This is a genomic window from Variovorax stachyos (assembly GCF_051400855.1).
GTDB lineage: Bacteria > Pseudomonadota > Gammaproteobacteria > Burkholderiales > Burkholderiaceae_C > Variovorax.
On sequence record NZ_JBLFFN010000007.1, the window covers coordinates 93601 to 120246 of the forward strand.

Genomic DNA, 26646 nt, shown 5'->3' on the forward strand with positions numbered 1-26646 from the left:
AGGAATTTCGCATGAGCCCTGCATTCGTTTCCCGCCGAGCCGCCCTGGCCCTCGCGGCCGCCGCGCTACTCGCCGCGGGCCCTTCCGCCGCGCAAGGCACCTGGCCCACCAAGCCGGTGCGCATCGTGGTGCCCTTCGCGCCCGGCGGCACCACCGACATCCTGGCGCGGGCCGTGGCGCCCGAATTGTCCAAGGCCTTCGGCCAGCAGTTCATCGTCGACAACCGCGCCGGGGCCGGCGGCAACGTCGGCGCCGAAATCGTCGCCAGGGCGCCCAACGACGGCTACACGCTGCTGATGGGCACGGTGGGCACGCACGGCATCAACCGCGCGCTCTACCCCAAGCTGCCCTACGACCCGATCAAGGACTTCGTGCCGATCACGCTGGTGGCGGCGGTGCCCAACGTGATGGAGATGAACGCCGACAAGGCGAAGGCGCTCAACATCAACAGCGTGGCGGATTTCATCAAGTACGCCAAGGCCAACCCGGGCAAGCTCAATATGGCTTCAAGCGGCAGCGGCACCTCGATCCACCTGGCCGGCGAGCTCTTCAAGACGATGACCGGCAGTTTCATGACGCACATCCCGTACCGCGGCTCGGGCCCGGCGCTGCTGGACCTGGTGGGCGGCAATGCCGACGTGATGTTCGACAACCTGCCTTCGTCGATGCAGCAGATCAAGGCCGGCAAGCTCAAGGCGCTGGCCGTGACCAGCGCGCAGCGCTCGCCCGCCCTGCCCGACGTGCCGACCGTCGAGGAGGCTGGCGGCCCGTCGCTCAAGGGCTATGAGGCGAACTCTTGGTTCGGCCTGCTGGCGCCTGCCGGCACCTCGCCGGAGATCGTGAACCGCATCCAGCAGGAGGTCGCGAAGTCGCTGGGCACCGCCGCCATCAAGGAAAAGATGCTGGCGCAGGGCGCGATTCCGAGCGGCAACACGCCGGCCGAGTTCGCCAAGCTGATCGACAGCGAACACACAAAGTGGGCGAAGGTCGTGAAAGCCTCAGGCGCAAAGGTCGACTAAGCGGGGAGGACTTGCCCCGGCGCGCGAAGCGCCGCCCCTTCGGGAGACACCGCGGAACCGGCTTCGCCGGGCCGCTGGTGTCGCCCCCGGTAGGGGGTGGGCGGCTACACGAAGTGAGCCAACCTGGGGGCGAGCTAAACCTCCCAGGTCACGTCCTTGCCGTCGGCCAGGGACTGTTTCAGCATGTGCAGCAGCGGCACGGCGCGCTGGTGCAGCCCGATGTGCTGCTTCTCGGCCTCGTTGTCGTGGCCCTCGACCGCATAGTCGTCGTAGTTGTGGGCGTTGCGGCTTTCGCGCGCAATGGCCGCCTCAAGCGCCGCAATGGCCGCCGGCATCTGCTCGCCCGTGATGACACCCTTGGGCGCGGGCGCCTTGCCGATGATGTCGAACAGCTGCCGCGCATGCGTCTCGAGCATCACGAAAGGCGGACTGGCGCGGGATTTGAATCGATACAGCATGGGGGCCTCGCTTATTTGTACATGTAGTCGCGAACGAAAGGGTACGCCGACTGTGCGCCGAACAGCGGCCCCGCCTTGACATTGCCGTCGGGCTTGGTGGAGAGCATCTGGTGCAGTGCAATCCAGCCCTGCTCGAAGCTCATCGCCGAGCCCGCAAGATACAGGCGATACGCGCGCAGGATGCGCTCCGCCTTCTCCGCACCGCTGGTGCGCACCAGGACCTCGCGGGCCTCGTCGAAGCGGGCCTCGAGGGCATCGGACCAATGCCAGAGCGTGCGCGCGTAGTGCGGCCGCAGGTTCTCGGTGTCGACCATCTCGAGTCCTGCGGCGGCGGTCTCGCGAAGGATGGTGGTCACGTGCAGCAGCTCGCCGCCCGGGAAGATGTACTTCTCGATGAAGTCGCCCAGGCCGGCACCCAGCTGCGCATAGTCGAGCTGGCCGGAGGTGATGCCGTGGTTCATGGCAAGGCCGCCGGGCTTGAGCAGAGCATGGATCTTGCGGAAATAGGTGCCCATGTTGGCACTGCCCACGTGCTCGAACATGCCCACGGAAGAGATCTTGTCGAAGGGCTTGTCCTCCTCGAGCAGGCGGTAGTCGCGCAGCTCGACCCGCACCCGGCCCTGCAGGCCCTTCTCCTCGATGAGGCGCGTCACGTAGGCATGCTGATTCTTCGACAGCGTGATGCCGGTCGCATCGACGCCGTAGTGTTCCGCCGCCCACAGCAGCAGCGCGCCCCAGCCTGAGCCGATGTCGAGATAGCGCTCGCCGGGCTGCAGCATGAGCTTGCGGCAGATGTGGTCGAGCTTGGCCTCCTGCGCCTGCGCAAGCGTCATGTCCGTGTCACGGAAATAGGCGCACGAGTAGACGCGGCGCGGGTCGAGCCACAGGGCATAGAAGTCGTCGGATACGTCGTAGTGGAACTCGATCTGCTGCGCGTCCTTGCCCAGCGAATGCGAGCTGCGCGAGCGGGCATGCCGCTGCAACTTGCTCCACCAGCCATGGGTGATCTGCACCGGGTTGCGCGGCAACAGCCCGACGGTGACGTCGACCAGGTCGCGCATGGCGCCCTGGATCTGGACCTTGCCTTCGACGTAGGCTTCCCCGATGGCGCCGAGCTGCCGTGCGCCCAGCTTGGCGAGCGCCGACCAGTCCGAAAAGGCCAGCGTGATGCGTGATCCCGGTCGGCTGACCTGCCGGCCATCCGGCAACTGCAGAGTCAGCGGAACCGGCAGATCGGAAAGCTGCGACTCGATCTTCGGCATCAGGCTTGGCGCGGAGCTTGGCATCAGACTTGGCATGAAGCGATTCTTGCCAGCGCGCGCAAAGTCGTCAACCGACCCTCAGGGAAACCCTTCCTGGAGTTGACATCAAATTGTTTAGGTCTAAACTATTGATCCATGAATAGCTCAGCACCCAACCTGCAGCGCATCCTGTGCATCGGCGGCGGCCCCGCAGGCCTCTACTTCGCGCTCCTGATGAAAGCCAGGCGGCCCGGCCTCGAGGTCACGGTAGTCGAGCGCAACCGCCCCTTCGACACCTTCGGCTGGGGCGTGGTGCTGAGCGACCAGACGCTGGACAACCTGCGCGCGGCCGATCCGCAGACCGCCACGCTCATCGGCAACGACTTTCACCATTGGGACGACATCCAGGTCTTCTTCAAGGGCCGCCAGGTGCGCTCCAGCGGCCACGGCTTCAGCGGCATCGGGCGCAAGCGGCTGCTCAACATCCTGCAGGAGCGCTGCCTGGCCCTGGGCGTCAAGCTGGTGTTCGAGACCGACGTGACGGACGACCAGGCCCTGGCCGCCCAGTACAACGCCGACCTGGTGATCGCCAGCGACGGGCTCAACAGCCGCATCCGCCAGCGCTACGCCGAAGTCTTCGAGCCCGACATCGACCTGCGCCGCTGCCGCTTCGTCTGGCTCGGGACGCACCAGACCTTCGACGCCTTCACCTTCGCCTTCGAACAGACGGAGCATGGCTGGTTCCAGGCCCATGCCTACCAGTTCGACGACAAGACCTCGACCTTCATCGTCGAGACGCCGGAAGAGGTCTGGAAGGCCCACGGCCTGGACCAGATGGAGCAGCCCGAGGCGATTGCCTTCTGCGAGAAGATGTTCGCGAAATACCTGGGCGGCCACTCCCTGATCAGCAACGCCACCCATCTGCGCGGCTCGGCCAACTGGATCCGCTTTCCCCGCGTGGTCTGCAAGCACTGGACGCACCGGATCGACGTCAGCGGCAAGAGCGTGCCGGTGGTGCTGATGGGCGATGCGGCGCACACGGCGCATTTCTCGATCGGCTCGGGCACCAAGCTCGCGCTCGAGGACGCGATCGACCTGTGCAACGAGTTCGAGCGCGGCGGCGAGGTCGACGCCGTGCTCGAGGCCTACGTGGCCAGGCGCAGCGTCGAGGTGCTCAAGATCCAGAACGCGGCGCGCAACTCGACCGAGTGGTTCGAGAACGTGAAGCGCTACACGAGCATGGAGATCGAGCAGTTCGCCTACTCGCTGCTGACGCGCTCGCAGCGCATCAGCCACGAGAACCTGCGGCTGCGTGACACGCAGTGGCTGGGCGGCTACGAGAAATGGCTTTCGGGCGGCAAGGCCGTGCCCCCGATGCTGTTGCCGCTTAAGGTGCGCGGCCTGACGCTCAAGAACCGCATCATGGTCTCGCCGATGGCGACCTACAGCGCAGTGGACGGCGTGCCGCAGGACTTCCTGCTCGTGCACCTCGGCGCACGCGCGCTCGGCGGCGCGGCGATCGTCTTCGTGGAGATGACCAGCCCCACGCCGGAGGGGCGCATCACGCCGGGATGCACCGGGCTCTACAACGAGGCGCAGTCGGCCGCCTTCAAACGCATCGTCGACTTCGTCCACTCGCAGACCAGCGCGAAGATCGGCATGCAGCTGGGCCACAGCGGGCCGAAGGGCTCCACACAACGGGGCTGGGAGGCAATCGACGAGCCGCTGTCGGAAGGCAACTGGCCGCTGATCGCCGCCAGCCCTGTGGCCTACGGAGAACAGAATCAGCTGCCGGCCGCGATGACGCGTGCCCAGATGGATGAGCTGCGCGAGCAATTCGTGGCCTCGACGCGCCGCGCTGCCGAGGCCGGCTTCGACTGGCTCGAGCTGCACTGCGCGCACGGCTACCTGCTGGCCTCCTTCATCAGCCCGCTGACCAATCTGCGCACCGACGAGTACGGCGGCAGCCTCGAGAACCGCTGCCGCTATCCGCTGGAAGTGTTTCGCGCAATGCGTGCGGCCTGGCCCGAGGACAAGCCGATGAGCGTTCGCATCTCGGCCCACGACTGGGCACCGGGCGGCACTACCGATGCGGATGCCGTGGTGGTGGCCCGCCTGTTCAAGGAAGCGGGCTGCGACTTCATCGACGTCTCCTCCGGCCAGACCACGCGCGCCGCCAAGCCGGTGTACGGCCGCATGTACCAGACGCCTTTTGCCGATCGCATCCGCAACGAGGTGGGCATCTCGACGATTGCAGTGGGCGCGATCACCGATGCCGACCAGGCCAACAGCATCATCGCCGCGGGCCGGGCCGACCTCTGCGCGATTGCGCGGCCGCACCTGGCCGATCCGGCCTGGACTCTGCACGAGACGGCCAAGCTGCAAAGCCAGCACATCGAGTGGCCCAGGCAGTACCTGAGCGGGCGCGACCAGATGTACCGCGAGATCGCCAAGCAGCAGCAGCTCGCCGCCACGATGGCAGCGAGCGCCGTGCCGCGCAACGCCGAGGAGGAGCAATAGGCATGGACCTCGAAGCACGCGCCCACAGCGAGCATCCGGAGGAGCTGCGGCTCTGGCTGCGTCTCCTGACCTGCACGCAGCTGATCGAAAAGCAGGTGCGCAACGAGCTGCGCGAACAGTTCGGCACCACCCTGCCCCGCTTCGACCTGATGTCGCAGCTGGAACGCGCACCCGACGGGCTCAAGATGAACGAGCTCTCGCGCCGCATGATGGTCACGGGCGGCAACATCACCGGCATCACCGACCAGCTGGTGGCCGAGGGCCTGGTCGAGCGCGTCGACGTGGAGGGCGACCGTCGGGCGTGGCGCGTGCGCCTCACGCCGCGCGGGCGACGGCTCTTCAACGATATGGCGCAGCAGCACGAAGCATGGATCGTCGACGCCTTCGCGGCGCTCACGGCCAAGGAGATCGCCCAACTGCACAAGCTGCTCGGCAAGGTCAAGCAGCATTCCCATCAGCAACTGGCGGAGGCCCTATGAAGCACTACATCGGCGCAGGCAATCCCATGCATGCGCAATTCGAACCGAAATCCGCCTACCGGGCCGAGCACTTCAGCTGGGCCTTCGAGGCCGGTGTCGGCACCATCACCCTGAACCGGCCGGAGCGCAAGAACCCGCTCACCTTCGATTCCTATGCCGAGCTGCGCGACCTGTTCCGCGCGCTGAACTTCGCGACCGACGTGAAGGCGATCGTGGTGACCGGCGCCGGCGGCAACTTCTGCTCGGGCGGGGACGTTCACGAAATCATCGGCCCGCTGACCAAGATGCGCATGCCGGAGCTGCTGGAGTTCACGCGCATGACGGGCGACCTGGTGAAGGCGATGCGCCATTGCCCGCAGCCCATCGTGGGCGCGATCGACGGCGTCTGCGCGGGCGCCGGCGCGATGATTGCGCTGGCCTGCGACCTGCGCTACGGCACGCCAGCCACGAATACCGCCTTCCTGTTCACGCGCGTCGGCCTGGCCGGTGCCGACATGGGGGCCTGCGCGTTGCTGCCGCGGGTGATCGGACAGGGCCGCGCCTCGGAGCTGCTGTTCACCGGCCGCGCGATGACGGCACAGGAGGGCTTGGCCTGGGGCTTTTTCAATGCCTTGCACGAAAGCGACGCGCTCCTGTCCGCCGCCACCACCATGGCGCGCAAGATGGCCGAAGGGCCGAGTTTCGCGCACGGCATGACCAAGACCATGCTGTCCCAGGAATGGGCGATGACCATCGACCAGGCGATCGAGTCCGAAGCGCAGGCCCAGGCGATCTGCATGCAGACCGAGGACTTCAAGCGCGCCTTCGAGGCCTTCGCGGCCAAGCGCAAGCCGGCGTTCGGCGGGGACTGAAGCAATGGCTGCATCTGCAACGCCCCCCTCCACAGCGCATCTGGCGCTGCCCTTCTTCGACGACGCGCACCGCGCGCTGTCACGCGAACTGCTGCCCTGGGCGGCGGCGCAATCTGTGGACGAGCGCGACGACCGCGCCGCCTGCCGCGACTGGGTGAAACGCCTCGGCCAAGGCGGGTGGCTGCGCTATTGCGTGCCGGCCGCGTCGGGCGGGGCGCTGGAGCGCCTGGACTCTCGCGCATTGGTGCTGCTGCGCGAGACCCTCGCCTTCCATTCGCCGCTCGCCGATTTCGCCTTCGCCATGCAGGGTCTGGGCAGCGGCGCGATCACGCTGGCGGGCAGCTCCGCGCAGCAACACGACTATCTGGGCGCCGTGGCGCGCGGCGACAAGATCGCGGCCTTTGCGCTCAGCGAGCCCGAGGCCGGCTCGGACGTGGGCGCGATGGCGATGCAGGCAGTCGCCACGCCGCAGGGCTGGCGCCTCGATGGCCAGAAGACCTGGATCAGCAACGGCGGCATCGCCGACTTCTACTGCGTGTTCGCCAAGACCGACCCGGCGGCAGGGTCGCGCGGCATCACGGCCTTCGTCGTCGACGCGAGCACGCCGGGGCTCGACACCTCGGACCACATCGAAGTGATGGCGCCGCATCCGCTGGCCACGCTGCGCTTCGAGGGCTGCGCAGTCCCGCGCGAGGCGCAGTTGGGCGAGCTGAACGGCGGCTTCAAGCTCGCGATGCGCACGCTCGACATCTTCCGTGCCTCGGTCGCCGGCGCCGCGCTCGGCATGGCGCGCCGCGCGCTGGCCGAAGCCGTGCGGCATGCGAGCAACCGCCGCATGTTCGGTCAGACCCTCGCGGACTTCCAGCTCACGCAGGCCAAGCTCGGCGAGATGGCCGCGCTGATCGACAGCGCCGCGCTGCTGACCTATCGGGCCGCCTGGATGCGCGACGACAGCGAGAGCCGCGGCGCGCCACCGGCGGGCGACATCACCTCGGCCGCCGCGATGGCCAAGATGTGCGCGACCGAGAACGCGAGCCGCGTGATCGACATGGCGCTGCAGATGCACGGTGGCCTGGGCGTCAAGGTGGGCACCAAGGTCGAGAGCCTCTACCGCGACATCCGGTCGCTGCGCATCTACGAAGGTGCGACCGAGGTGCAGCAGCTGATCATCGGCAAGGCCGTGTTGCGGAGCATGTCATGAGCGCGCAGGTCGATCGCTTCGTTCACGACCGGCTGCCGCCCCCGGAGCAGTTGCCGATGTTCCGGTACGACCTGCCCGAGCTGCAGTTGCCCGATCAGTTGAACCTGGTGGAGGAACTGCTGGACAAGGCTGCCTCCAAGCCCTGGGCGGGGCAGCCGATGCTGCGCTCGCCTGCCCGAACGCTCAGCTACGCCGAGGCCGCTGCAGAGGTGAACCGCATCGCGCAGGTGCTGGTGGAAGACCTCGGCCTGGTACCCGGCAACCGCGTGCTATTGCGCGGCGGCAATTCGATCGCAATGGCGCTGGGCTGGCTCGCGGTCGTGAAGGCGGGGTTGATCGCCGTTGCCACCATGCCGCTGCTGCGCGCCAAGGAACTGGGCGACATCATCGAGAAGGCGCGGCCCACGGTCGCGCTGTGTGACGGCCGCTTGCTGGATGAGATCCACAGCGCGCAGCAGGCCCACCCGGTGCTGGAGACGGTGATTGCCTTCAATCAGCCCGATGTGCCGGGCTCTCTGGAGACGCGCGCAGCTGCCAAGACCGGCGTGTTCGAGGCCTGCCCCACCGCCGCAGACGACATCGCATTGCTGGCTTTCACTTCAGGCACGACCGGCAAGCCGAAGGCGCCGGTGACGACGCACCGCGACGTACTCGCGATGTGCGAGACCTGGCCGCGCCACGTGCTGCGCGCCCGCAGCGACGACGTCGTGCTGGGCTCGCCGCCCCTGGCCTTCACCTTCGGGCTCGGCGGCCTGCTGATCTTTCCGATGTGGGCCGGCGCCTCCGTTTACTTCAACGATGCTCCGTACACGCCGGAGAGCATGGTGAAGACCATCCGCGAAACAGGCGCCACGATCTGCTACACCGCGCCGACCTTCTATCGGCAGATGGCGCCCTTCGCCAAGGCCTCTGGCGTTCCCACGCTGCGAATCAGCGTGAGCGCCGGGGAGGCCCTGCCGGACGCGACGCGTCAGCTGTGGAAGGAGGCCACCGGCATCGAGATGCTGGATGGCATCGGCGGCACCGAGGTGTTCCACATCTACATCTCGTCAGCGGGCGACGAAGTGCGGCGCGGCGCGGTGGGCAAGGTGGTGCCGGGCTTCACCGCCAAGGTGGTCGACGATGATGGGAACGAACTGCCGCGCGGCACCGTCGGCAAGCTGGCGCTGATCGGCCCGGTCGGCTGCCGCTACCTCGACGACCCGCGCCAGACCGACTACGTGAAGAACGGCTGGAACTATCCCGGCGATGCCTTCGTGCAGGATGAGGACGGCTACTTCTTCTATCAGTCGCGGGCCGATGACATGATCATCACGGCGGGCTACAACGTCGGTGGCCCGGAGGTCGAGGATGCGCTGCTCAAGCACCCCGCCGTCGCCGAGTGCGGCGTGATCGGCAAGCCGGACGAGGAGCGAGGGATGATCGTCAAGGCCTTTTGCGTGCTCAAGCCGGGGTATACCGGCGATGCAGCGCTGGTCAAGGCGCTCCAGGACCACGTCAAGGCCACCATTGCGCCCTTCAAATACCCACGGGAGATCGAGTTCGTTGGCGGCTTGCCGCGCACCGAAACCGGAAAGCTCCAACGATTCAAACTGAGGCAGATGACACCATGAACAAACTCTTGCAACCGCCCGGCTGGGCACCTCCCAAAGGCTACGCGAACGGCGTCGCCGCGCGCGGCACGATGATCTTCGTTGGCGGACAGGTGGGCTGGGATGCGCAGCAGCAATTCGTCTCGGACGACTTCATCGAGCAGGCCGGCCAGGCGCTGCGCAACATCGCCGAGATCCTCCGCGTGGGTGGAGCCGGCCCCGAGCACATGGTTCGCATGACCTGGTATGTGACCGACCGCGACGAGTACAACCGGCGCCTGGCCGAACTAGGCCCGGTCTACCGGGACGCGATGGGGCGCAACTTCCCGGCCATGACCGCCGTTCAGGTTGCAGCACTGGTGGAAGCGCGGGCCAAGGTGGAGATCGAAGTCACGGCCGTCGTGCCTGATTGACTTGGCCGCGACTTTGGCGGGTGGCGCCGTCCTCGGCGCGCAATGTATGCGCCACGCTGGCAGCGAAATGGCCGAAGTGAGGCGAGAACTGAGCGCTGGCAGGTTGGCCGGCCTCGGCAATTTGTCTGCTCGGCGCGAAGGACCAGCTTCTGTTCATTCTCGGCGGCGAAAGAAGACCGGTCGTTCGGCGAAATGAACAGCCGGCTGGTGATCAAAGATGTATTGGATGCCTGCTGTGCGGCTGCATCGCTTTTTCAGTGACCTCATGCAAATCGAAGGGCAGTAGTCATGAATTCTTTTCCTCCGAATTCATGAGCTCTTCGTTCGACCCCGGTAGTGCCAATTTCAGTGCGGGTACTTGCGAGCACCGACGCGTCGCACCGCAGAAACAAAAACGCCCACTCGAAAGTGGGCGTTTTGCAATTTACGAGAAGCTCGAACCCGTAAAAAATCTGGTTGCGCGAGCAAGATTTGAACTTGCGACCTTTGGGTTATGAGCCCAACGAGCTACCAGGCTGCTCCATCGCGCGGCAGACTGAAATTATAGCTTATTCTTCGCCGGTTTGCTCGTCAGCAGGGGTATCGGCGATTTCGGGGCGGTCGACCAGCTCTACGAGAGCCATCGGAGCGTTGTCACCCACGCGGAAACCCATCTTCAGGATGCGCGTGTATCCGCCTGGGCGGGCCTGGTAGCGCGGGCCCAGCTCGCCGAATAGCTTTACCACGCTGTCGCGGTCGCGCAGGCGGTCGAATGCCAGGCGCTTGTTGGCGACTGTCGGCTTCTTGGCCAGGGTGATCATCGGCTCGATGACGCGGCGCAGTTCCTTGGCCTTGGGGACCGTGGTCTTGATGACCTCGTGCTCAATGAGCGAGTTCATCATGTTCTGCAGCATCGCCAGGCGGTGCGAGCTGGTGCGGTTGAGTTTGCGGAGTCCGTGTCCGTGACGCATGGTGAGTTCCTTTCTTTATAAGACTCGCAGCCGTATCAGGTACTGCAAGGCGCTTCGCGGAGAGAAAGCAAGGTTTGCCGCGGGCAGCAACCTTGCACGTGTGGCTTATCGCTTGTCCAGACCGGCCGGCGGCCAGCTCTCGAGCTTCATGCCCAAGGTCAGCCCGCGGGAGGCGAGCACTTCCTTGATTTCGTTGAGCGACTTACGACCCAGGTTCGGGGTCTTCAGCAGCTCGTTCTCGGTACGCTGAATCAGGTCACCGATGTAGTAGATGTTTTCGGCCTTCAGACAGTTGGCTGACCGCACCGTGAGCTCGAGCTCGTCGACCGGGCGCAGCAGGATCGGGTCGAACTGCTGGGCGCTGCGCGGCGCGGGCTGATCGAAGGCGGCGAGCTCACCACCCTCCAGCTGGGCGAACACGGCCAGTTGCTCAACCAGGATCTTCGCTGAAGCGCGGACGGCATCTTCAGCGGTGATCGCACCGTTGGTCTCGATTTCGACCAGCAGCTTGTCCAGGTCGGTGCGCTGCTCGACGCGAGCGCTCTCGACGGTGTAGCTCACGCGCTTGACCGGCGAGAAGGAAGCGTCGAGCACGATGCGGCCGATCGACTTGGTCGGCTCGTCCGCATAGCGGCGCATGGTGCCGGGCACATAACCACGGCCCTTCTCCACCTTGATCTGCATATCCAGCTTGCCGCCTTGCGACAGATGCGCAATCACGTGGTCGGGATTGATGATCTCCACGTCGTGCGGCGTCTGGATGTCCGAGGCAGTGACAGCGCCTTCGCCATCCTTGCGCAAGCTGAGCGTCACTTCGTCGCGGTTGTGGAGCTTGAACACGACGCCTTTGAGGTTCAGCAGGATGTTCACAACATCTTCCTGCACGCCATCGATGGACGAGTACTCGTGCAGCACGCCGGCGATCGTCACTTCGGTGGCGGAGTAGCCCACCATCGAAGACAGCAGCACGCGGCGCAGTGCGTTGCCGAGCGTGTGGCCGTAGCCGCGCTCGAAAGGCTCGAGCGTGACCTTCGCCTTGTTGGCGGCAAGTTGCTCGACCTGAATGGTCTTGGGTTTCAACAGGGTGGTTTGCATGCAGACTTCCTCTCAATACCCCCGGCTCGTTACACCGGTAAGGCTGGTGAAGTGCCCGGCCGCGCTATCCGCGACAGGGAACAAGAATCAAAAGTTCGGGCCGCGAAAGGCGGCACGTTATCGCCTGTTACCTCGAATACAGCTCGACGATCAGCGATTCGTTGATGTCGGCCCCGAATTCGTCGCGATCAGGCACCTTCTTGAAGGTGCCTTCGGCTTTGTCGATGTTCACTTCGACCCAGGCCGGAATGCCGACCTGCTGGGCCAGCTGCAGTGCCTCGACGATGCGGTTCTGCTTCTTCGACTTGTCGCGCACTGCGATCACATCACCCGTCTTGACCAGGTACGACGGGATGTTGACCGACTGGCCATTGACCGTGATCGCCTTGTGGGAGACCAGCTGACGTGCCTCGGCGCGCGTGGAGCCAAAACCCATGCGATAGACCACGTTGTCAAGGCGCGACTCGAGCAGGAACAGCAGGTTGGCGCCAGTGTTGCCGCGGCGGCGATCGGCTTCCTCGAAGTAGCGGCGGAACTGCTTCTCAAGCACACCGTACATGCGCTTGACCTTCTGCTTTTCGCGAAGCTGCAGACCGAAGTCGGAGGTGCGCTGACCCGATGTGCGGCCATGCTGGCCGGGCTTGGAGTCGAACTTGGCCTTGTCCTGGATGGAGCGACGAGCGCTCTTCAGGAACAGGTCGGTGCCTTCGCGGCGGGAAAGTTTGGCCTTGGGGCCGAGGTAACGTGCCACTTGATCTTCCTTTGTGTCATCTGCCGCAGAGGTCTGCGGGAGCCATCAGCGGCGTGCTGATGGCGGTGGGCTTGTTGAAAAACAAAAACAAACGCGCAGCCGGCCCGAAAGCTGACTGCGCAGAACGCCTTCGCTCAGATGCGGCGGCGCTTTTGCGGACGGCAGCCGTTGTGAGGAACCGGCGTCACATCGGCGATCGAGTTGATGCGAATGCCCAGCGCGGCCAGCGCGCGCACCGAGGACTCGCGACCGGGGCCCGGGCCCTTGATCTCGACGTCGAGGTTCTTGATACCTTGTTCCACCGCAGCGCGGCCGGCAACTTCCGAAGCAACCTGCGCAGCGAAGGGCGTCGATTTACGCGAGCCCTTGAAGCCCTGGCCACCCGACGACGCCCACGACAGAGCGTTGCCCTGGCGATCGGTGATCGTGATGATCGTGTTGTTGAACGAGGCGTGCACGTGCGCGATGCCGTCCGCCACGTTCTTGCGGACCTTCTTGCGAACGCGCTGTGCGGCGTTGTTGGCAGGAGCTTTAGCCATGCTTGTTTATCCTTACTTCTTCAGGGACTGCGCGGCCTTGCGCGGACCCTTGCGGGTGCGGGCGTTGGTGCGCGTGCGCTGGCCGCGCATCGGCAGGCCGCGACGGTGACGGAAGCCGCGGTAGCAACCGATGTCCATCAAGCGCTTGATGTTCATCGTCGTTTCGCGGCGCAGGTCGCCCTCGATAGTGAAGAGCGCGATCTGATCGCGGATCTTCTCGAGATCGGCGTCGGTCAGATCCTTGATCTTCTTCGAATACTCAATGCCGCTCGCTTCGCAGATCTTGCGGGCGCGGGTGCGTCCGATGCCGAAGATGGCGGTCAGGCCGATTTCAGCGTGCTTGTGCGGCGGAATGTTGATGCCAGCAATACGTGCCATGTGCGTCCTCTTAAATCTCTAGCTCAACCCTGGCGCTGCTTGTGGCGCGGGTCGGTGCAGATCACGCGCACAACACCTTTGCGGCGGATGATCTTGCAATTGCGGCAAATGGTCTTGACCGAAGCCGAAACTCTCATTTCACTCTCCTAAAACTCTGTTCAACCCGGCGACTCACTTCGCCCTAAACACAATGCGCGCCCGGCTCAAGTCATAGGGCGTCAACTCGACGGTGACCTTGTCACCTGGAAGGATGCGGATGTAGTGCATCCGCATCTTTCCGGAAATATGTCCCAGCACGACGTGTCCATTTTCCAGCTTGACCCGGAAGGTTGCATTCGGAAGGTTCTCCAGAACCTCACCCTGCATCTGGATGACATCGTCCTTCGACATCTCGCTCGCCTGCTAGGAAGTCTTGAAATTGGCTTTCTTTAGCAGGGATTCGTACTGCTGCGACATCATGTAGTTCTGCACTTGGGCCATGAAGTCCATCGTGACCACCACGATGATCAGCAGAGAGGTGCCGCCAAAATAGAACGGCACGTTGTATTTCAGGATCAGGAACTCCGGCAGCAGGCAGACGAAGGTGATGTACACCGCGCCTGCCAGCGTCAGACGAACCAGGATCTTGTCGATGTAGCGCGCAGTCTGATCCCCTGGGCGAATGCCCGGGATGAATGCGCCGCTCTTCTTCAGGTTGTCGGCGGTCTCGCGGCTGTTGAACACAAGCGCCGTGTAGAAGAAGCAGAAGAACACGATGGCGGCCGCATAGAGCAACACGTAGATTGGTTGCCCCGGCGTCAGCGCGCCCGCGATGTCCTTGATCCAGCGCATGCTGTCGCCGGTGCTGAACCAGCTCACCACCGTGGTCGGCAGCAGGATGATCGACGAGGCGAAGATCGGCGGGATCACGCCAGCCATGTTGAGCTTCAGCGGCAGATGCGAGGACTGCCCACCGTAGACTTTGTTGCCGACCTGCCGCCGCGCATAGTTCACCAGGATCTTTCGCTGACCGCGTTCCACGAACACCACGAAGTAGGTGACCAGGATCACCACCGCAACGATGAACAGCGCGACGAGCACGTTCATGGCACCGGTACGCACCAGTTCGAGGAGGCCACCGATCGCGCTGGGCAGACCGGCTGCGATGCCGGCGAAGATCAGGATCGAGATCCCGTTACCCAGGCCTCGCTCGGTGATCTGCTCGCCAAGCCACATCAGGAACATCGAGCCCGCCGTCAGGCTGACCATCGCCGTGATGCGGAAGCCGAAGCCGGGCGAGATCACCAGCCCTGCCGAAGATTCCAGCGCCACCGCGATGCTGAAAGACTGGAAGAGCGCGAGACCCAGCGTCCCATAGCGGGTGTACTGCGTGATCTTGCGCCGGCCGGCCTCGCCTTCCTTTTTCAGCTGCTCGAAGGTCGGCACCACGTAGGTCATCAACTGCATGATGATCGACGCGGAGATGTACGGCATGATGCCCAGCGCGAACACGGTGAAGCGCGACAGCGCCCCGCCCGAGAACATGTTGAACAGGCTCAGGATGCCGCCCTGTTGACCCTGGAACAGCTGCGCCAGTTGGTCCGGGTTGATGCCCGGCACCGGAATGTGCGCTCCGATGCGGTAGACCACGAGGGCGAGCAGCAAGAAGACCAGCCGGCGACGCAGGTCGCCGAACTTGCCTGTCTTTGCGAGCGTCGCCGCGTTCGTTGCCACTATGACCTTCTTTCGTTTGCGATCAGGCCACGCTGCCGCCGACCGCTTCGATGGCGGCCTTGGCACCGGCAGTCGCGCCGATACCCGTCAGCTTCACGGCCTTGGTCAGCTCACCCGACTTGATGACCTTCACCACCTTGGCAATCTGGCCCACCAGGCCCGCTTGCTTGAGCGCCAGCAGGTCCACTTCGGCCAAGCCCAGCTTCTCGAGCGCCGTCAGGGTCACTTCCGCGTTGTACTTGAGCGATTGCGATTTGAAGCCGCGCTTGGGCAAGCGGCGCTGCAGCGGCATCTGGCCGCCTTCGAAGCCCACCTTGTGGAAGCCGCCCGCGCGGGACTTCTGACCCTTATGACCGCGACCCGCGGTCTTGCCCAGGCCGGAGCCGATGCCGCGGCCGACGCGGCGCTTGGCGTGCTTGGCGCCCGCTGCCGGCTTGATGCCATTGAGTTCCATATGCGTCTCTCTCAGCGACTCTGTTTAGAGCACTTTGACCAGATAACTGATCTTGTTGATCATGCCGCGCACCGCGGGCGTGTCCTGCAGCTCGCTCACACTGTTGAGCTTGCGCAGGCCCAGTCCGCGCACGGTGTCGCGATGCGATTGCTTGGTGCCAATCGGGCTCTTGACCAGTTGCACCTTGAGCGTTTGTTGTTGCGTCGTCATGTCGATGCTCCCGTTCAGGCGAAGAGTTGCTCGACGGTCAGGCCGCGCTTGGCTGCGACTTCCGAAGCAGTCGTCGAATTGCGCAGACCGTCCAGCGTGGCACGGACCATGTTGTATGGGTTCGATGAACCGTGGCTCTTGGCCACGATGTCGGTGATGCCCATCACTTCGAACACTGCGCGCATAGGGCCGCCGGCGATGATGCCGGTACCCTTCGGCGCAGGGATCATGACCACCGAGGCGGCGCCCCAATGGCCGGTCACACGATGGTGCAGCGTGCCGTTCTTGATCGAGATCTTCGCGAGATTGCGACGCGCTTCTTCCATCGCCTTCTGCACTGCGGCCGGCACTTCCTTCGACTTGCCCTTGCCCATGCCGACGCGGCCGTCGCCGTCACCGACAACGGTGAGTGCTGCGAAACCGAGGATACGACCACCCTTCACCACCTTGGTGACGCGGTTGATCGCGATCATCTTCTCGCGCAGACCGTCTTCGGGCCCTTCGCTTTGCGTTCTTGCCTGAATCTTTGCCATGTTGAATCTCGTGTCCGGTTAGAACTGCAGGCCGGCTTCGCGGGCCGCATCGGCCAGCGCCTTGACGCGGCCGTGATAGGCGAAACCGGCGCGGTCGAAGGCGACCTTCTCGACACCGGCGGCCTTTGCCTTTTCGGCGATGCGCTTGCCGATGATCGTGGCTGCAGCGGTGTTGCCGCCCTTGCCGGAACCACCCAGCGAGCTGCGCACTTCGGCTTCCGCCGTCGAGGCGGAGGCGATCACCTTGGTGCCATCGTCGGAGATGACGGTGGCATAGATGTGCAGGTTGGTGCGGTTCACCGTCAGGCGTGCCACACCTTGCGTCGCAATGCGGATGCGGGTCTGGCGCGAGCGGCGAAGACGCTGTGCTTTCTTGGTCAACATCATTTTGCTGCCCCTTATTTCTTCTTGGTCTCTTTGATCACGATCTTCTCGTCCGCATAACGGATGCCCTTGCCCTTGTAGGGCTCGGGCGGACGAACAGCTCGGATCTCAGCGGCCACCTGGCCGACGCGCTGGCGGTCGGCTCCCTTGATGACGACTTCGGTCGGGGTGGGAGTTGCCACAGTGATGCCTTCGGGCATCAGCTTGTCGACCGGGTGCGAATAGCCGACCTGCAGATTGAGCTTGGCGCCTTGCGCCTGGGCTTTGTAACCCACTCCGACCAGGTTCAGCTTCTTCTCGAAGCCCTTGGTCACACCGACCACCATGTTGTTCACCAGCTGGCGCACCGTACCGCTCATCGCATTGGCGTCACGCGATTCGTTGGCGGGCTCGAAGCTCAGCTTACCGTCCTTGTTGACGATGTTGACCAGCGCATTCAGCGGCAGGCTGAGCGTACCGCCCTTGCCTTTGACGCTGATCTGGTCTTCCTTGATCGCCACATCCACGTCTTGGGGGATGGCAACCGGCATTTTTCCTACTCGGGACATTTCAGTGTTCTCCTCGATGTCTCGGTCAGGCGACGTAGCACAGCACTTCGCCGCCGACGCCGCTGGCGCGAGCCTTGCGGTCGGTCATCACGCCCTTGGGGGTGGTGACGATGGCGACGCCCAGGCCGTTCTGCACCTGCGGGATCGCGGCGCTGGCCTTGTAGACGCGCAGGCCGGGACGGCTCACGCGCTCGATACGCTCGATGACCGGACGGCCGGCGTAGTACTTCAGCGCGATTTCGAGTTCGCTCTTGCCGGCTTCGGTCTTGACCTGGAAGCCGTCGATGTAGCCCTCGTCCTTCAGCACCTGTGCGATCGCGATCTTCACTTTCGAAGACGGGACCGACACCGTGGGCTTCGCCACCATCTGCGCGTTGCGGATACGCGTCAGCAGGTCGGCAATGGGATCACTCATGCTCATGTTGTTTGCTCCTGCCTGGCTTACCAGCTGGCCTTGGTGACACCGGGAATGTCACCGCTGAAGGCCAGCTCGCGAATCTTGGCGCGAGCCAGACCGAACTGACGGAAGGTGCCGCGCGGACGGCCGGTAATTTCGCAGCGGTTGCGCTGGCGCGTCGGGTTAGCGTTGCGCGGGAGCTTCTGCAGGCCCAGACGGGCAGCTGCGCGCTCTTCGTCGCTCTTCTTCGCGTCGTTGGCGATCGCCTTCAGTTCCGCGTGCTTGGCGGCGTACTTTGCGACCAGTTTTTCTCGCTTGAGCTCGCGCTCGATCAAAGCTACTTTAGCCACAAGTCACCTCAGTTCTTGAACGGGAAACGGAAGCCTGCGAGCAGCGCCTTGGCTTCCTCGTCGGTCTTGGCCGTGGTCGTGATGCTGATATTGAGACCACGCAAGGCGTCCACCTTGTCGTACTCGATCTCAGGAAAGATGATCTGCTCTTTCACGCCGATGTTGTAGTTTCCGCGACCGTCGAAAGCACGGCCGGAAATGCCGCGGAAGTCGCGCACTCGCGGCAACGCAACGGTCACGAACCGATCCAGGAACTCATACATCTGGACGCCGCGCAGCGTGACCATGCAGCCGATCGGCTGGTTCTCGCGGATCTTGAAGCCGGCGATAGCCTTCTTCGACTTGGTAACCACGGGCTTCTGGCCGGCAATCTTGGTCAGGTCGGCGACTGCGTTGTCGAGCACCTTCTTGTCTGCGACTGCTTCGCCCACGCCCATGTTGAGCGTGATCTTGCTCAGGCGCGGGACCTGCATCGGCGACTTGTAGCCGAACTTTTCGGTCAAGTCCTTCGCGATCTTTTCGCGGTAGTGTTGTTGGAGACGTGCCATGTGAGTACCCCTTAGGCGGCCTTGATTTCTTCGCCGCTGGACTTGAAGACGCGCACGCGCTTGCCGTCCGTGACCTTGATGCCCACGCGATCGGCCTTGCCGGTCGCGGCATTGAAGATCGCCACGTTGGATTGGTGAATCGGCATGGCCTTCTCGACGATGCCACCGGTCGTGCCCTTGAGCGGGTTCGGCTTGGTGTGCTTCTTGACCAGGTTGATACCGTCGACGATCAGGTGCGAGTCGTCCTTGCGCAGCGACACCGTGCCGCGCTTGCCCTTGTCGCGCCCGGCCAGCACGATGACCTGGTCGCCCTTGCGAATCTTGTTCATGGCGTTGTCCTTACAGAACTTCGGGAGCCAGCGACACGATCTTCATGAACTTCTCGGTACGCAGCTCGCGCGTGACCGGTCCGAAGATGCGGGTGCCGATGGGCTCCAGCTTGGCGTTGAGCAGAACGGCGGCGTTGCCGTCGAACTTCACGAGCGAGCCGTCGGCGCGACGGATGCCCTTGGCGGTACGGACCACCACAGCGCTGTAGATCTCGCCCTTCTTGACGCGACCACGCGGAGCGGCTTCCTTGATGCTGACCTTGATGACGTCGCCCACGCTGGCATAACGCCGCTTGGAGCCACCGAGCACCTTGATACACAGGACGGATTTCGCGCCCGTGTTGTCGGCCACATCGAGCCGGGATTCAGTTTGGATCATTTCGTGTATTCCCAACTTGTACCGATCGCCACCCCCGAACACCGGAAGCAGCTAGCAGTCAGTCTTGGGCCCGTCGTCCATGCATCGAAACCACTTCGGTGCATCTCCGTTGGGCAGAAGCTCTATCGCTGTTTTTCGCCTTTTGAAAAGCGAAGCCCGCGATTGTGGCACGCAGGTGCTTGGCTGTCAATCGCCTCTGCGCGCGGCAGATTCCGCCGCCCCAGCCCTGGGGAGACCGCGCCTCGCGGGACCAAGCGCGAGCGGTTGATGTGAGTGGCCGCATTCGCGCAATAGTCGACCAGATCTAGATCTGGGCACGATGTCCACTTCCCGGTCTGAGCTCGGAGCCCACGAGCCGGTCAGCTATTTTTCTCGATGACGGCGAGCGGCGACAATTTCAATCCGCTGCAGACTCCCGGTTCGCCGGCTTCGAATTCCATGGACAGATCATGAACATCGCCGTCACCTTCCTGCCCCGCCAGGAGCGGGCACCCCTTCCCCCGATCGGCTTCATCGGCGGCGGAAACATGGCCAGCGCCATCATCGGCGGGCTCGTCAAGCGACAGGTACCGCTGGCAACCTTCGAGGTCGTGGAGCCCGCGGCCGAGGCGCGCGAGCGGCTGCGGAACGAGTTCGGCATCACGGCCCAGGCCGAGGCGGGCGCGGCGCTCGAGCGCTGCGGGGTGCTGGTCTGGGCCGTCAAGCCGCAGAGTTTTGCGGAGGCCGCGCAGGCCGTCCGGGGACTGGCCAAGGACGCGCTGCATCTCAGCGTCGCCGCCGGCATCCCCTCCGACAGCATCGCGCGCTGGCTCGGCACCGAGCAGGTCGTGCGCGCCATGCCAAATACGCCGGCGCTGGTCGGAAAGGGCATGACCGGCCTGTTCGCGCGGCCGGCCGTCGAGCAGGCTGGGCGCAAGCAGGTCGAGCAAGTGCTGGAAGCCACCGGCGAGCTGCTCTGGGTGGGCGCCGAGAGCGCGCTCGATGCGGTCACCGCGGTGTCCGGCTCGGGACCCGCCTACGTGTTCTACTTCATCGAAGCCATGACCGAGGCCGGCGCCGAGCTGGGTCTCACGCCCGAGCAGGCCTACCGGTTGGCCGTCGGCACCTTCACCGGCGCCTCGGCCCTGGCGAACGATTCGAGCGAGCCGCCCGCCGTGCTCCGCGAGCGCGTGACCTCCAAGGGCGGGACCACCTACGCCGCAATCACCTCGCTCGAGAAATCCGAAGTCAAGGCGAAATTCAAGACTGCGATCCGCGCCGCCCACCAGCGTGCGGCAGAACTGGCCGAGGAGTTCGGCCGCGGCTGAGACCGCGGCCCTCCCGCTTCAGCGCAGCAGATAGCCGGCCACGACGCCTGCGAACACGGTGAAGCCCAGCCAATGGTTGAGCCGGAAAGCCTTGAAGCAACCGTCCCGGCTGCGCTCCCGTATCAGCCGCCAGTGCCACAGCGCCTGCGCCGCCGCCAAGGCAATGCCGGCGTAAAAGACCGGAGCGAGCTGGCGGCTCGTACCGGCGGCGGCCCAGATGCCGAGATAGATTGCATAGCTCGCCATGACCGCGATCACATCGAAGCGCCCGAACGTGATGGCCGAGGTCTTCATCCCGATCTTGAGATCGTCGTCGCGGTCGACCATCGCGTACTCGGTGTCGTAGGCCAGCACCCAGAACAGGTTTCCCGCCAACAGCCACCAGGCGAAGGCCGGTACCGAGGACTGCACCGCCGCAAAGGCCATAGGAATGCCGAAACTGAACGCGATGCCCAGGACCGCCTGCGGGATGGACATGAAGCGTTTGGCAAAGGGATAGACCAGCGTGACAGCCAGCGCCGCGAAGGACCACAGCACCGTCGCACGGTTGGTCGTGAGCACCAACGCGAAAGCGGCCAGTGCGAGCACGGCCCCCACGGCCAGCGCCTCGGCGACGGACAGCGCGCCGCTGGTGACCGGCCGCTGCGCGGTGCGCTTGACGTGCCGGTCGAAATCGCGGTCGGCAACATCGTTGACGCAGCAGCCGGCGCTGCGCATGAGGATGGTGCCGAGCACGAAGACAGTGAGCAGGTGCCAGCCGGGAAAGCCATCGGCCGCAAACCAGAGCGCCGCGAGCGAAGGCCACAGCAGCAGCAGCCAGCCGGCTGGTCGGTTCCAGCGGATCAGGTCCAGGTAGAGCGAGAGGCGACCGCGGGGAGCAATGGCGGTGGATGCGGACATCCCGCGATTTTGCGCCACCGCGACGGAAGAAGGCGGCACGAACGGACCTTCCCGTGCCCGGAGCGACTCGGCCAGGCCTGACTTCAGCTCAGTCTTCGAGCAGCGAACGCAGCATCCAGGCCGTCTGGTCGTGCACGGTGCAGCGGGCGGTCAGCATGTCGGCAGTCGGGTCGTCGCCCGCCTCCTCGGCCACGGGGATGAACTCGCGCGCGATGCGCGAGACCGTCTCGTGGCCCTTGACCAGAATGCGCACCATCTCCATCGCCTTGGGCGGATCCCTGGGAACGTCGGGCACGGTCGCGATCTTGCTGAACTCGGCATACGAACCCGGCGCATAGTGGCCCAGCGCGCGGATGCGCTCCGCGATGACGTCGGTGGCGCCCCACAGCTCCGTGTACTGTTCCATGAACATCGCATGCAGCGAGTTGAAGTGCGGGCCCGTCACGTTCCAGTGGAAATTGTGCGTCGTGAGATAGAGCGTGTAGGTGTCCGCCAGCACGCGGCTCAGGCCTTCGGCAATGGCGGCACGGTCCTCACGCTCGATGCCGATATTGATGATCGGCGCATTGCGGCCGCCAGATTCCTGCGCCACCAGCGTTCCGCCCTTCTTGGGAACCTTGCCGACGGAAGCGACAGGTGTGTCGGCGACGGCGAATTTGGCTTTCTTGTCGACTTTGGCCATGGCGAAAGTTCTTTCTTCGAGATGGTTGAACTGGAGGAAACTTTAGAAGCCGAGGGCCGGCTTCGCAACAGCCGCACTCTATCGCAGCGATTGCGTCGGCGTCTGTGCGAAAAGCGTAGGCCGATGACCCGACTTTCGGGCCATAGCGGCAGCTACGAGAGCCGCTTGACGCCCGGCAGCTCGCAGGCGTAGATCGCGTTTCGCAGCGCCGCGATGGCCTCGTAGCGCGTGAAGCTGCGGCGCCAGGCCAGCACCACGCGGCGCGTTGGCGGCTCGCCGCCCTGGATGTCGCGCACCGGCAGGTAGCGCACGATCTGCTCGGGCTCCCTGCCGCGCCCCTTCGCGGCGCGCGGCTTGAGCGCATCGGCCGGCACCGACAGGCGCGGCACCAGCGTCACGCCCATGCCCGCCGCCACCATGTGCTTGATGGTCTCCAGCGAGGAGCCTTCGAAGCTCTTGCGGATGCCCTCGGCATCGCTCGAGAAACGCGCGAACTCCGGGCAGACCTCGAGCACATGGTCGCGAAAGCAGTGGCCCGTGCCGAGCAGCAGCATGGTCTCTTTTTTGAGCTCGTCGGAGCTCACGGAGTCGCGTTCGGCCAGCGGATGGTGGACGGGAACGGCCGCCATGAAGGGCTCATCGTAGAGCTGCGCCACAGCGAGCCCGGTATCCGGGAAGGGCTCGGCCATGATCGCGCAGTCGATCTCGCCGGCGCGCAGCATCTCCAGCAGCTTGACGGTGAAGTTCTCCTGCAGCACCAGCGGCATCTGCGGCGTGCGTGCGATGTTCTGGCGCACCAGGTCGGGCAGCAGGTAGGGGCCGATGGTGTAGATGACACCCAGGTTGAGCGGCCCCGACAGCGGGTCTTTCCCCCGCTTGGCGATCTCCTTGATGCTGGCGGCCTGGTCGAGCACGCTCTGCGCCTGCTGCACGATCTGCTCGCCCAACGGCGTGACCGTGACCTCGCCGGCGCTGCGCTCGAAGAGCTTGACCTCGAGCTCGTCCTCCAGCTTCTTGATCGCGACCGAGAGGGTGGGCTGCGAGACGTAGCAGGCTTCGGCCGCCTTGCCGAAATGCCGCTCGCGCGCCACCGCAACGATGTATTTGAGTTCCGTGAGGGTCATAGCTTTCGTCAATTATGCGCAAGAGCTCCCGAAGCGTCCCGGGGGCATCGCGCATTGACCCGCATTCAAGCTTTGAGGTATTCGGCCTTGCTGCCCAGCCAGCGGTCGACATGCTTGTCGGCCAGCTCGGGATACTCGTCCAGCATGCGCGGGGCCAGCGCGCGGGCCCAGTCGAGGAGCAGGACGTCGGTGCTGAGGTCCGCGAAGCGCAGCAGCGGCGCCCCCGATTGGCGCGCGCCCAGGAATTCCCCGGGGCCGCGGATGTCGAGGTCGCGCCGCGCGATCTCGAAGCCGTCGCTGGTCTCGGCCATGGCCTTGAGCCGCGCCCGGGCCGCCTCCCCGACCCGGCCGCCCTCGTTCGGCGCGTAGAGCAGCACGCAGGCCGAAGCCGCCGCGCCGCGGCCCACCCGGCCACGCAGCTGGTGCAGCTGCGAGAGCCCGAAACGCTCGGCATGCTCGATCACCATCAGCGAGGCATTGGGAACGTCGACGCCGACCTCGATCACGGTGGTGCTGACCAGCACCTGCAGCCGGTTGGCGGTGAAGCTGTCCATCACCGCCTGTTTCTCGGCCGTCGGCATGCGCGAATGCAGGAGGCCGACGCCGACCTGGTCCCCCAGCGCCGCTGCGAGCTCGTCGCGCGTCTCGGTCGCGTTGCGCAGGTCGACGGCCTCGCTTTCCTCGATCAGGGGACAAACCCAGTAGACCTGCCGGCCCTGCTCGAGTTGGACGCGGATGCGGTCGACGACCTCGTCGCGCCGGTGCTCGGCCACCAGCTTGGTGACGATGGGCGTGCGGCCCGGCGGCAGCTCATCGAGGGTGGAGACGTCGAGGTCGGCGTAGTAGCTCATCGCCAGGGTGCGCGGGATCGGGGTAGCGCTCATCATCAGCAGATGAGGTTCCAGGTGCCCGCCGGCCTTGCCTCGCAGGGCCAGCCGCTGCGCCACGCCGAAGCGGTGCTGCTCGTCGATGATCGCCAGCGCCAGCCGGCGAAAGCGCACCTTCTCCGAGATCACCGCATGCGTGCCGATCACCAGCGCGGCCTCGCCGTTCTCGGCGGCGGCCGACATCGCGTCCCGTTCCTTCTTCTTCTGGCTGCCGGTGAGCCAGGCCACCCGCAGGCCTCGTTCGGCCAGCAGCGGATCGAGCCACCCGACCAGCTTGCCGAAATGCTGGGCAGCCAGGATCTCGGTGGGCGCCATGAGCGCGCACTGGTGGCCGGCGTCGATGCAGCGCGCGGCGGCAAGCGCCGCGACGACGGTCTTGCCGGAGCCCACGTCACCCTGCAGCAGCCGGTGCATCGGCACCTCGCGCGCCAGGTCGCGGGCGATCTCTTCCACCACGCGCCGCTGGGCTCCGGTCAGGGCGAAGGGCAAGGCGGCCCGCAGCGCGTCGACCAGCGAATCTTTGGCCGCCACCGCCACCAGCGCCGGCGCCCGCTGCACGGCGCGGGCACGCCGCGCCTGCAGCTGCGACAGCTGCTGCGCCAGCAACTCGTCGGCCTTCAGCCGCTGCCATGCCGGGTGGCTGTGATCCTCCAGCGTGGCCATTGCGACGTCGGGCGCCGGGTAGTGCAGGAAATGGAGCGCGCGCCGCAGCTCCCAGGCTCCATCCGGCGCGTGGGCTGCCGGAACGGTCTCGTCGAGCATCGCGCGCGCCAGGCCGGAGCGCACCTCGCGCCGCAGCACGGGCTGGGGCAGACCCGCGATCGTCGAATACACCGGCGTGAGCGCCTGAGGCAACTCCGTGCCCGCCGCCTTGACGTTCGGATGCATCATCTGCCGCCCGACGAAGCCACCCCGCACTTCGCCGCGCACGCGCACCCGTGCGCCCACCGCCAGCTGCTTCTGCTGAGAGGGATAGAAATTGAAGAAGCGCAATTGGCAGGTGTCGCTGCCGTCGTCCACGGACACGATCAGCTGGCGGCGCGGGCGAAAGACCACCTCGCTATCGGTCACCACCGCCTCGATCTGCGCCATGTCGCCATCGCGCGTATCGGCCAGGCGAACGATGCGGGTCTCGTCCTCGTAGCGCATCGGCAGGTAGAGCGCGAAGTCGATGTCGCGCACCAGCCCCAGCTTGCGCAGCGCGCGCTGCACCGCACTCGGGCCGGTGCCGGGCGCCGCCGGCTGTGCGGGCTTTTCCGGTGGCAGGGACTTGGCGGCGGCGGGCATGGGACAATTCTGCCCGCCTCTCCGGCTCCCCTCCCCCTTCGCCTCCTTGGCACGGGCCCGTCCGGCCCTCAAGACTCATGCGCGCCTTCACGCTTTCCGATTTCGATTTCGATCTGCCGCCCGAACTGGTGGCCCAGCATCCCGCAGCCGAACGCAGCGCCTCGCGCCTGCTCGACGGCACGGCGAGCGCACCCGCCGATCGCATCTTCAAGGACCTGCCCTCGCTGCTGCGCGCGGGCGACCTCCTGGTCTTCAACGACACCCGCGTCGTCAAGGCGCGCCTGTTCGGCGAGAAGCCGACCGGCGGCAAGCTCGAGCTGCTGGTGGAGCGCGTGCTGCAGGACCACGAGGTCGTGGCCCACATGAAGGTCAGCAAGAAGCCACCGATCGGCACCGTGCTGGCCATGGCGGGCGGCTTCCAGGCAATGCTGCTGGGCCGCTGGCCCGACGAGCACGGCCCGCTGTTCCGCTTGCGCTTCGACAGCCCTACGGGCGAGGACCCTTATGCGCTGATGGCGCGCTGCGGCCACGTGCCCTTGCCTCCCTACATCGAGCACGCCGATTCGCAGGAGGACGAGCGCCGCTACCAGACCGTGTTCGCCCGCGTCCCCGGCGCGGTGGCGGCGCCAACGGCGGCCCTGCACTTCGACGAGGCCCTGCTCGGCGAGTTGGAGGCGCGCGGTGTCCAACGCGCCAGCGTCACGTTGCACGTGGGCGCCGGCACCTTTCAGCCCGTCAAGACCGAGAACATCGCCGAGCACCAGATGCATGCCGAGCGCTACGAGGTGCCCGAGGCGACCCAGCACGCGATCGCCGACACCAAGGCGCGCGGCAGCCGCATCGTCGCGGTCGGCACGACCACCGTGCGCACCCTCGAGTCGTGGGCCACGAGCGGCGAAGCCAGCGGCGACACCCGCATCTTCATCACGCCGGGCTTCGTCTTCGCCCACGTGGACCTGCTCGTCACCAACTTCCACCTGCCCAAGAGCACGCTCATGATGCTGGTGAGCGCCTTCGCCGGCCACGAGCGCGTGATGGCGCTCTATGCCCACGCGATCCGCGCGCGCTACCGCTTCTTCAGCTACGGCGACGCGATGCTGCTGGCCCGGGCGACCTGATCAAGAGAC

33 protein-coding genes and 1 tRNA gene are annotated in these 26646 nt (G+C 65.3%); 9 read left to right on the plus strand and 25 right to left on the minus strand.

Translation table 11 applies throughout. The features are described 5' to 3' along the window. Window positions 1-11: 11 nt before the first annotated feature. A complete protein-coding gene (locus ACMGEZ_RS14760; protein ID WP_436823034.1) occupies window positions 12-1019 on the plus strand; it encodes a Bug family tripartite tricarboxylate transporter substrate binding protein in 1008 nt (335 codons plus the stop codon). Window positions 1020-1153: 134 nt separating this feature from the next. Here the strand turns inward: ACMGEZ_RS14760 and ACMGEZ_RS14765 are convergent, their stop codons facing one another. Both ACMGEZ_RS14765 and ACMGEZ_RS14770 read right to left on the minus strand, forming a co-directional pair. Continuing rightward, entirely contained in the window at window positions 1154-1477 is a 324-nt protein-coding gene (locus tag ACMGEZ_RS14765; protein ID WP_436823035.1) for a DUF1840 domain-containing protein, read from the minus strand. A gap of 11 nt (window positions 1478-1488) precedes the next feature. After that, the gene (locus tag ACMGEZ_RS14770) at window positions 1489-2775 is read right to left on the minus strand and encodes a class I SAM-dependent methyltransferase (RefSeq protein WP_436823036.1); all 1287 of its coding nucleotides are present in this window, start codon (window positions 2773-2775) and stop codon (window positions 1489-1491) included. Window positions 2776-2874: 99 nt separating this feature from the next. Between ACMGEZ_RS14770 and ACMGEZ_RS14775 the strand changes: the two genes are divergently transcribed. From ACMGEZ_RS14775 to ACMGEZ_RS14800, 6 genes are read left to right on the plus strand one after another with little or no spacing between them, the layout of a single operon-like run. Next, window positions 2875-5238 (plus strand): bifunctional salicylyl-CoA 5-hydroxylase/oxidoreductase, encoded by a 2364-nt coding sequence (locus tag ACMGEZ_RS14775; protein WP_436823037.1) that lies wholly within the window; start codon window positions 2875-2877, stop codon window positions 5236-5238. 2 nt (window positions 5239-5240) lie between these two features. Continuing rightward, on the plus strand, window positions 5241-5717 hold the full coding sequence (locus ACMGEZ_RS14780) for a MarR family winged helix-turn-helix transcriptional regulator (protein ID WP_436823038.1): 477 nt from the start codon (window positions 5241-5243) through the stop codon (window positions 5715-5717). Further along, a complete protein-coding gene (locus tag ACMGEZ_RS14785) occupies window positions 5714-6568 on the plus strand; it encodes an enoyl-CoA hydratase family protein (protein WP_436823039.1) in 855 nt (284 codons plus the stop codon). Before ACMGEZ_RS14780 ends, ACMGEZ_RS14785 begins: the two co-directional genes overlap by 4 nt. 4 nt (window positions 6569-6572) lie before the next feature. Further along, entirely contained in the window at window positions 6573-7769 is a 1197-nt protein-coding gene (locus tag ACMGEZ_RS14790) for an acyl-CoA dehydrogenase family protein (protein WP_436823040.1), read from the plus strand. After that, window positions 7766-9382 carry an AMP-binding protein gene (locus ACMGEZ_RS14795; protein WP_436823041.1) on the plus strand — a complete coding sequence of 539 codons (1617 nt, stop codon included), beginning with the start codon at window positions 7766-7768 and terminating at the stop codon, window positions 9380-9382. The genes ACMGEZ_RS14790 and ACMGEZ_RS14795 overlap by 4 nt, the downstream gene beginning before the upstream one ends. Then, window positions 9379-9774, plus strand: a complete 396-nt coding sequence (locus tag ACMGEZ_RS14800; RefSeq protein WP_436823042.1) for a RidA family protein — start codon at window positions 9379-9381, stop codon at window positions 9772-9774. The genes ACMGEZ_RS14795 and ACMGEZ_RS14800 overlap by 4 nt, the downstream gene beginning before the upstream one ends. A gap of 453 nt (window positions 9775-10227) precedes the next feature. Here the strand turns inward: ACMGEZ_RS14800 and ACMGEZ_RS14805 are convergent. The 19 genes from ACMGEZ_RS14805 to rplN all read right to left on the minus strand — a co-directional run bounded on the left by ACMGEZ_RS14805 (window position 10228) and on the right by rplN (window position 19332). Further along, window positions 10228-10304 (minus strand) — tRNA-Met (locus tag ACMGEZ_RS14805). Between the two features lie 18 nt (window positions 10305-10322). After that, entirely contained in the window at window positions 10323-10724 is a 402-nt protein-coding gene (rplQ, locus tag ACMGEZ_RS14810; protein WP_436823043.1) for a 50S ribosomal protein L17, read from the minus strand. Between the two features lie 105 nt (window positions 10725-10829). After that, window positions 10830-11819 (minus strand): DNA-directed RNA polymerase subunit alpha, encoded by a 990-nt coding sequence (locus ACMGEZ_RS14815; RefSeq protein ID WP_086919805.1) that lies wholly within the window; start codon window positions 11817-11819, stop codon window positions 10830-10832. 127 nt (window positions 11820-11946) lie between these two features. Next, entirely contained in the window at window positions 11947-12570 is a 624-nt protein-coding gene (gene rpsD / locus ACMGEZ_RS14820; protein ID WP_436823044.1) for a 30S ribosomal protein S4, read from the minus strand. Window positions 12571-12704: 134 nt separating this feature from the next. Then, window positions 12705-13109: a 30S ribosomal protein S11 gene (gene rpsK / locus ACMGEZ_RS14825; RefSeq protein ID WP_009124825.1), complete on the minus strand. Its 405-nt coding sequence runs from the start codon at window positions 13107-13109 to the stop codon at window positions 12705-12707. Between the two features lie 12 nt (window positions 13110-13121). Next, entirely contained in the window at window positions 13122-13487 is a 366-nt protein-coding gene (gene rpsM / locus ACMGEZ_RS14830; RefSeq protein ID WP_019653977.1) for a 30S ribosomal protein S13, read from the minus strand. 23 nt (window positions 13488-13510) lie between these two features. Beyond that, entirely contained in the window at window positions 13511-13624 is a 114-nt protein-coding gene (rpmJ, locus tag ACMGEZ_RS14835; RefSeq protein WP_038201958.1) for a 50S ribosomal protein L36, read from the minus strand. A 34-nt stretch (window positions 13625-13658) separates the two neighbouring features. Beyond that, on the minus strand, window positions 13659-13877 hold the full coding sequence (gene infA / locus ACMGEZ_RS14840) for a translation initiation factor IF-1 (RefSeq protein ID WP_010804116.1): 219 nt from the start codon (window positions 13875-13877) through the stop codon (window positions 13659-13661). A 12-nt stretch (window positions 13878-13889) separates the two neighbouring features. Next, entirely contained in the window at window positions 13890-15200 is a 1311-nt protein-coding gene (gene secY, locus ACMGEZ_RS14845) for a preprotein translocase subunit SecY (protein ID WP_436823045.1), read from the minus strand. Between the two features lie 22 nt (window positions 15201-15222). Then, window positions 15223-15654 (minus strand): 50S ribosomal protein L15, encoded by a 432-nt coding sequence (gene rplO, locus ACMGEZ_RS14850; protein WP_436823046.1) that lies wholly within the window; start codon window positions 15652-15654, stop codon window positions 15223-15225. Window positions 15655-15678: 24 nt separating this feature from the next. Further along, window positions 15679-15864, minus strand: a complete 186-nt coding sequence (gene rpmD / locus ACMGEZ_RS14855) for a 50S ribosomal protein L30 (RefSeq protein ID WP_057593150.1) — start codon at window positions 15862-15864, stop codon at window positions 15679-15681. Between the two features lie 14 nt (window positions 15865-15878). Continuing rightward, window positions 15879-16397 carry a 30S ribosomal protein S5 gene (gene rpsE, locus ACMGEZ_RS14860; RefSeq protein ID WP_068674573.1) on the minus strand — a complete coding sequence of 173 codons (519 nt, stop codon included), beginning with the start codon at window positions 16395-16397 and terminating at the stop codon, window positions 15879-15881. Window positions 16398-16415: 18 nt separating this feature from the next. Next, a complete protein-coding gene (rplR, locus tag ACMGEZ_RS14865) occupies window positions 16416-16781 on the minus strand; it encodes a 50S ribosomal protein L18 (protein WP_436823047.1) in 366 nt (121 codons plus the stop codon). Window positions 16782-16795: 14 nt separating this feature from the next. Then, window positions 16796-17329 (minus strand): 50S ribosomal protein L6, encoded by a 534-nt coding sequence (gene rplF, locus ACMGEZ_RS14870; protein WP_436823048.1) that lies wholly within the window; start codon window positions 17327-17329, stop codon window positions 16796-16798. Between the two features lie 25 nt (window positions 17330-17354). After that, window positions 17355-17750: a 30S ribosomal protein S8 gene (rpsH, locus tag ACMGEZ_RS14875; protein WP_162572711.1), complete on the minus strand. Its 396-nt coding sequence runs from the start codon at window positions 17748-17750 to the stop codon at window positions 17355-17357. 20 nt (window positions 17751-17770) lie between these two features. After that, a complete protein-coding gene (gene rpsN, locus ACMGEZ_RS14880) occupies window positions 17771-18076 on the minus strand; it encodes a 30S ribosomal protein S14 (RefSeq protein WP_162572710.1) in 306 nt (101 codons plus the stop codon). An 8-nt stretch (window positions 18077-18084) separates the two neighbouring features. Further along, on the minus strand, window positions 18085-18624 hold the full coding sequence (rplE, locus tag ACMGEZ_RS14885; RefSeq protein ID WP_436823049.1) for a 50S ribosomal protein L5: 540 nt from the start codon (window positions 18622-18624) through the stop codon (window positions 18085-18087). Window positions 18625-18635: 11 nt separating this feature from the next. Continuing rightward, a complete protein-coding gene (rplX, locus tag ACMGEZ_RS14890; RefSeq protein ID WP_162578314.1) occupies window positions 18636-18953 on the minus strand; it encodes a 50S ribosomal protein L24 in 318 nt (105 codons plus the stop codon). A 10-nt stretch (window positions 18954-18963) separates the two neighbouring features. Further along, the gene (gene rplN / locus ACMGEZ_RS14895) at window positions 18964-19332 is read right to left on the minus strand and encodes a 50S ribosomal protein L14 (RefSeq protein ID WP_068674584.1); all 369 of its coding nucleotides are present in this window, start codon (window positions 19330-19332) and stop codon (window positions 18964-18966) included. A 449-nt stretch (window positions 19333-19781) separates the two neighbouring features. On the opposite strand from rplN, the gene proC reads away from it, so the two are divergent. After that, window positions 19782-20639 carry a pyrroline-5-carboxylate reductase gene (proC, locus tag ACMGEZ_RS14900; RefSeq protein WP_436823050.1) on the plus strand — a complete coding sequence of 286 codons (858 nt, stop codon included), beginning with the start codon at window positions 19782-19784 and terminating at the stop codon, window positions 20637-20639. Between the two features lie 18 nt (window positions 20640-20657). Here the strand turns inward: proC and ubiA are convergent, their stop codons facing one another. The 4 genes from ubiA to recG all read right to left on the minus strand — a co-directional run bounded on the left by ubiA (window position 20658) and on the right by recG (window position 25519). After that, window positions 20658-21539 (minus strand): 4-hydroxybenzoate octaprenyltransferase, encoded by an 882-nt coding sequence (gene ubiA, locus ACMGEZ_RS14905; RefSeq protein WP_436823051.1) that lies wholly within the window; start codon window positions 21537-21539, stop codon window positions 20658-20660. An 88-nt stretch (window positions 21540-21627) separates the two neighbouring features. After that, window positions 21628-22221 (minus strand): Dps family protein, encoded by a 594-nt coding sequence (locus tag ACMGEZ_RS14910; protein WP_436823052.1) that lies wholly within the window; start codon window positions 22219-22221, stop codon window positions 21628-21630. Between the two features lie 152 nt (window positions 22222-22373). Then, on the minus strand, window positions 22374-23345 hold the full coding sequence (locus ACMGEZ_RS14915) for a LysR substrate-binding domain-containing protein (protein ID WP_436823053.1): 972 nt from the start codon (window positions 23343-23345) through the stop codon (window positions 22374-22376). 65 nt (window positions 23346-23410) lie between these two features. Then, complete coding sequence (gene recG, locus ACMGEZ_RS14920; RefSeq protein ID WP_436823054.1) at window positions 23411-25519, minus strand: ATP-dependent DNA helicase RecG; 2109 nt, start codon at window positions 25517-25519, stop codon at window positions 23411-23413. A gap of 77 nt (window positions 25520-25596) precedes the next feature. Between recG and queA the strand changes: the two genes are divergently transcribed. Then, on the plus strand, window positions 25597-26637 hold the full coding sequence (gene queA, locus ACMGEZ_RS14925) for a tRNA preQ1(34) S-adenosylmethionine ribosyltransferase-isomerase QueA (protein ID WP_436823055.1): 1041 nt from the start codon (window positions 25597-25599) through the stop codon (window positions 26635-26637). The last annotated feature ends 9 nt before the right edge of the window (window positions 26638-26646 follow it).